Annotated in this window: 5 protein-coding genes; 4 read left to right on the top strand and 1 reads right to left on the bottom strand. The window is 69.4% G+C overall.

Translation table 11 applies throughout. The features are described from left to right. From efeB to GA0115259_RS27050, 3 genes are all read left to right on the top strand, one after another. The coding region (gene efeB / locus GA0115259_RS27060; protein WP_093601886.1) for an iron uptake transporter deferrochelatase/peroxidase subunit at window positions 1-1,144 on the top strand (1,144 nt) is incomplete at its 5' end. Window positions 1,145-1,165: 21 nt separating this feature from the next. Next, complete coding sequence (efeU, locus tag GA0115259_RS27055) at window positions 1,166-2,140, top strand: iron uptake transporter permease EfeU (protein WP_093601884.1); 975 nt, start codon at window positions 1,166-1,168, stop codon at window positions 2,138-2,140. Further along, the gene (locus GA0115259_RS27050) at window positions 2,061-3,005 is read left to right on the top strand and encodes an SCO2278 family lipoprotein (RefSeq protein WP_202450383.1); all 945 of its coding nucleotides are present in this window, start codon (window positions 2,061-2,063) and stop codon (window positions 3,003-3,005) included. Before efeU ends, GA0115259_RS27050 begins: the two co-directional genes overlap by 80 nt. 54 nt (window positions 3,006-3,059) lie before the next feature. Here GA0115259_RS27050 and GA0115259_RS27045 read toward each other — a convergent pair whose 3' ends face one another. Then, window positions 3,060-3,815: a bifunctional DNA primase/polymerase gene (locus GA0115259_RS27045; RefSeq protein WP_093601880.1), complete on the bottom strand. Its 756-nt coding sequence runs from the start codon at window positions 3,813-3,815 to the stop codon at window positions 3,060-3,062. A gap of 411 nt (window positions 3,816-4,226) precedes the next feature. On the opposite strand from GA0115259_RS27045, the gene ddaH reads away from it, so the two are divergent. Beyond that, the coding region (ddaH, locus tag GA0115259_RS27040) for a dimethylargininase (protein WP_237540528.1) at window positions 4,227-4,956 on the top strand (730 nt) is incomplete at its 3' end.

Here is a 4,956-nt window from a genome sequence, read left to right as displayed (position 1 = left end):
GGCCGTCCGCGACGGTGACTCCACCGCTCCGGCGGCCGACTCCGGTGCGGCGGTGCCCTTCCACGGCACGCACCAGGCCGGTATCGCCACCGCCGTCCAGGACCGGCTGCACTTCGCCGCGTTCGATGTGACCACCGAGGACCGCGCGGAACTGGCCCAGTTGCTCAAGGACTGGACCCGGGCCGCCGAGCGCATGACGGCAGGGCACGCGGTGGGCGAGGGCGCGTACGGCGGGCTCGCCGAGGCGCCGCCCGACGACACCGGTGAGGCACTCGGCCTCAAGCCGTCCCGGCTGACTCTGACCATCGGCTTCGGCCCTTCGCTCTTCGCCGAGGACCGCTTCGGTCTTGCGGAGCGGCGCCCGGCCGCGCTGGTCGAGCTGCCGAAGTTTCCCGGCGACAATCTCGATCCGGCGCGCGGCGGCGGCGATCTCTGTATCCAGGCCTGTGCGGACGATCCGCAGGTCGCCGTGCACGCGATCCGCAACCTGGCCAGGATCGGCTTCGGGAAGGTCGCGGTGCGCTGGTCGCAGCTCGGCTTCGGCAAGACGTCGTCGACCACTCCGCACGCCCAGACGCCACGTAACCTCTTCGGTTTCAAGGACGGCACCAGCAATGTCGACGGCACCGACACGGCCGCTCTGGACAAGCATGTCTGGGTGCCGGAGAAGACCGGTCCCGCCTGGTTGACGGGCGGTTCCTATCTGGTCGCCCGCCGGATCTCCATGCGGATCGAGTCCTGGGACCGTACGTCGCTCCAGGAGCAGGAGAACGTCTTCGGCCGGGACAAGGGCGAGGGCGCGGCGGTCGGCAAGGCGCGCGAGCACGACAAGCCCAGTCTGAAGGCGATGCTGCCGACGTCACACGTACGACTGGCGCACCCGGACTCCCATCACGGCGTGCGGATGCTGCGGCGCGGCTACTCCTTCACGGACGGAACGGACGGTCTGGGCCGGCTCGACGCGGGCCTGTTCTTCCTGGCCTACCAGCGTGACGTACGGGACGCGTTCATCCCCGTACAGCGCTCCCTGGCGCGCTTCGACGCGCTCAACGAATACATCCAGCACGTGGGTTCAGCGGTCTTCGCGATCCCGCCGGGCGTCCGGGACAAGGACGACTGGTGGGGCCGGGCCCTGATCTCCTAGTCCACCGAAGGGAGTTCCGGCGTGTTCGGAAACTATCTGATCGGGCTGCGCGAAGGCCTTGAGGCCAGTCTCGTCGTCTGCATCCTCGTCGCGTATCTGGTGAAGACGGAGCGGCGCGACGCGCTGCGTCCGATCTGGATCGGTATCGGCGTCGCGGTGGCCCTCGCGCTCGCCTTCGGCTTCGGGCTCGAATTCGGCTCGCAGGAGCTGACGTTCGAGGCGAAGGAGGCGCTCGGCGGCTCGCTGTCGGTCCTCGCCGTGGTGCTGGTGACCTGGATGGTCTTCTGGATGCGGCGCACGGCCCGGCATCTGCGCTCGGAGCTGCACACCAGGCTCGACGCGGCGCTCCAGATGGGCACGGGCGCGCTGGTGGCCACGGCCTTTCTGGCGGTGGGCCGGGAAGGGCTGGAGACGGCTCTGTTCGTCTGGGCGTCGGTCCGTGCCTCCTCGGACGGTACGCACGCGCCGCTGATCGGTGTGCTGCTCGGTATCGCCAGCGCGGTGGTGCTCGGCTGGCTCTTCTACCGTGGCGCGCTCAGGATCAATCTGGCCAAGTTCTTCACCTGGACCGGCGGGATGCTGGTGATCGTCGCCGCGGGTGTGCTCGCGTACGGTGTCCACGATCTCCAGGAGGCGCGCTTCCTGGGCGGACTGCCGGACAAGGCCTTCGACATCAGCACGACGATTCCGCCGGACAGCTGGTACGGCACCGTGCTGAAGGGCGTGTTCAACTTCCAGCCGGACCCGACGGTGCTTCAGGTCATTGTCTGGTGCCTGTATCTGATCCCGACGCTCGCCCTGTTCCTGGCCCCGGTAGGGTTCGGACGGTCAGTGAGGTCTCAGGAGCAGAAGCAGAAGGCGACCGATGAGCAGGCTGAGAAGGCCGATTCGGGCAGCGGCGGGGCTCGCGGCGGTGATGGTGCTGTCGCTGACGGCGAGCGGGTGCGTGACGGTGCACGGGGAGCTGGCGGTCGTACCGTCGGCGGAGCGAAGTGAGGCCGCGCGGGCGCTCGATGACTTCACCAACGCGTACAACAAGGCGGACAAGGCCTACGATCCGGCGCTCGACGCACCGTATGTGACGGGCGCGCTCGGCACGATCAACCAGGCCGGTCTCAAGGCCCGCAGCATCACGAACCCGGACGGCAACGCCGGCCATCAGCCGCTGGAACTGACCGACGCGAAGTTCACGATCCCCAAGAAGGCCGGCTGGCCGCGCTGGTTCGTCGCGGACACCAAGAGCAACCGCGACGCGGCCGGCGGCCCGTCCTTCAGGTGGCTGGTGGTCTTTCTGCGCGGCGGTCCCGAGAAGCGCTGGGAAGCCGCCTACCTGACGATCCTCTCGCCCGGCCAGGTCCCCGAGTTCAGGACGGACAAGGACGGCTGGGGCGAGGAGGTGAAGCCGGACAGCGCCTCGGTGTCGGTGGCTCCGGGCGAGCTGAGCGAGGAGTACTCCTCATATCTGTCGAGCGGCAAGCCCGAGCACTTCGCGGCCGGACCGCACACCGATGGATGGCGCAAGGAGCGCGCGGACAAGGCCCGGCTGCCCGGCCTCACCACGCAGTACGTGGACCAGCCGGTGGGCGAGGGCGACTTCGCGCCGCTGGGGCTGCGTACGGCGGACGGCGGTGCGCTGGTGTTCTTCGCCACGCGGTTCTTCGAGCGCCAGACGGCCGCGAAGAGCGTGCGGCTCCAGGTGAACGACGATGTGCGGGCGCTGCTGACCGGTGATGTGAAGGACACGATCACCAAGGAGTGGCTGTCCAGCCAGACGGTGCTGGTGCCGGCGAGCGGGGCCGCGGCCCCGGAGGTGGTGGTGGCGGGCCGCCTCCAGGGAGTCACGGCGGCGAAGGGCTCGTAGCCGGGCGAAGGCTCGTAGCTCCTGGGCCCGGTCGTGGGTGGAAGCCTCGCCGTCTCAGCGGCCCAGGGGCCAGGCCACCGCGTGGTGGTCCAGTTCCTCGTTCTCGCCCGCGTACCGCGCACACGCGTCGGTCAGGGCCTCCAGCAGCGTCAGCGGATCGGGCAGCGGATGCTCCGGGCCGCGCAGCCACCGTACGGACAGCTCGCCCGGGAGCCGGGCCGGCGGTACGAGGACATAGCTGCCGCGGCAGTGCCAGCGCAGCCCGGGATGCTCGTCCATGGTCTCGGGATGGCAGTCCAGTTCACAGGGCCACCACTCGTCCTCGTCCTCCGGAGTGCCTCGGGTGGCGGTGAAGAAGAGCATCCGGTCCTCGCCGGAGTCGGCCACCGGGCCCACCTCGATGGACTGCTCCAGCAGCCGTTCCAGCGCGCGGCTGCCGGCTTCCAGCGGTACGTCCAGCACATCGTGGACCGTGCCGGTCGCGGTGATGAAGTTGGCCTCGGGCTGATTGCGCGCCCAGCGCTCGATCTGTGCCCGGTCGGTCGTGGACTGGGTCTGCCAGGCGAAGGAGAGAGGGTGTCTTGCGGGCGTCGGACAGCCGATCCGCTCGCAGGAACATCGGAAGCCGACCGGATGCGCGGCCGGTGAGATGGGCATACCGGCATCAGCTACGGCGAGGAGCAGCGCCTCCCGGCCCGCCGCGTCACCGACGTCGAGCGCGGAGTCGCCCGCGCCCTTCTTGGGACGCCTGCGCAGCCACTGGGGAATCCTGCTCTCCGTGCCGCGGTAGCGGCCGAAATCGTCGCCCATCTATCCCCTCACACCTCGTGCTCGCCACTACGGACATTTCCATGGTCCCACCATCCTGCTCCTCGGGTGGACGTGCTTCCCCACCGGGGTATGTGTGCAAGGACCGTGGCACGACCGCGGCACGGGAGTCATTGCCTTGTATGTGCGGGTATGGGACGCGTCCGGGACGGCGGATCGGTGAGGCGGAGCCGGTGGAAACCGGACCGCCCGCCCCGTATGCCTCCACGCGCCCCCGCCGCGCCCCCTGCTCACTGCGGAGAATCGATGCGCCTCACGGAGAGGAACCACCCGAACGGATCACAGCACACGGGCCCGGCGAAGCGGAATATGACTTCTGCACGCATACGTCGTGCACACCGCTGCTCGTTGCCCGTCGTTCCCGTCGTTCCCGTCGCTCGTGAGGAGCCTCCGTTGCCTCGTGATGCCTCGCCTCGCCGCTATCTCATGTGCCCGCCGCACCACTTCAAGGTGACGTACTCGATCAATCCCTGGATGGATCCGGCCAAGCCCGTCGATCTGCCGCTGGCCCTCGCCCAGTGGGAGGACCTCCGGGACCGTTATCTCGCGCTCGGCCACACCGTCGCGCTGCTGGATCCGCTGCCCGAGCTGCCCGACATGGTCTTCGCCGCCAACGGCGCCACTGTCATCGACGGCCGGGTGCTCGGCGCGCGCTTCGCCCATCAGGAACGTCACCGCGAGGCCGAGGCACATCTGGAGTGGTTCCGCGGCCACGGTTTCATCGACATCCACGAGCCCGCGCACATCAACGAGGGCGAGGGCGACTTCGCCGTCACGGCCTCCTGGCTGCTGGCCGGGCGCGGCTTCCGGTCCAGTCCGCTCTCCCACGACGAGGCACAGGAGTTCTTCGGCCGTCCGGTGATCGGGCTGGATCTGGTCGATCCGCGCTACTACCACCTGGACACGGCGCTCTGCGTACTGGACGACAGGACCGACGAGATCATGTACTACCCGGGCGCCTTCTCGCCCGGCAGCAGGGCCGTGCTCGCCCGGCTCTTCCCGGACGCGCTCATCGCGGACGCGACGGACGCGGGAGCGTTCGGTCTGAACGCGGTGAGCGACGGCCGGAATGTGCTGCTGCCGCAGGCGGCGGCCGGGCTCTTCGAGCCGCTGCGCGGGCGCG

It is taken from the genome of Streptomyces sp. MnatMP-M17 (genome assembly GCF_900091995.1).
GTDB lineage: Bacteria > Actinomycetota > Actinomycetes > Streptomycetales > Streptomycetaceae > Streptomyces.
Note: the sequence above shows the minus strand (reverse complement) of the source record. Positions and strands in the feature narration are given on the sequence as shown.

Excerpts from the sequence above, each read along its gene's own strand:
- GA0115259_RS27050 (WP_202450383.1), top strand. The coding sequence starts at position 2,061 with ATGGTGCTGTCGCTGACGGCGAGCGGGTGCGTGACGGTGCACGGGGAG.
- GA0115259_RS27045 (WP_093601880.1), bottom strand. The coding sequence starts at position 3,815 with ATGGGCGACGATTTCGGCCGCTACCGCGGCACGGAGAGCAGGATTCCC.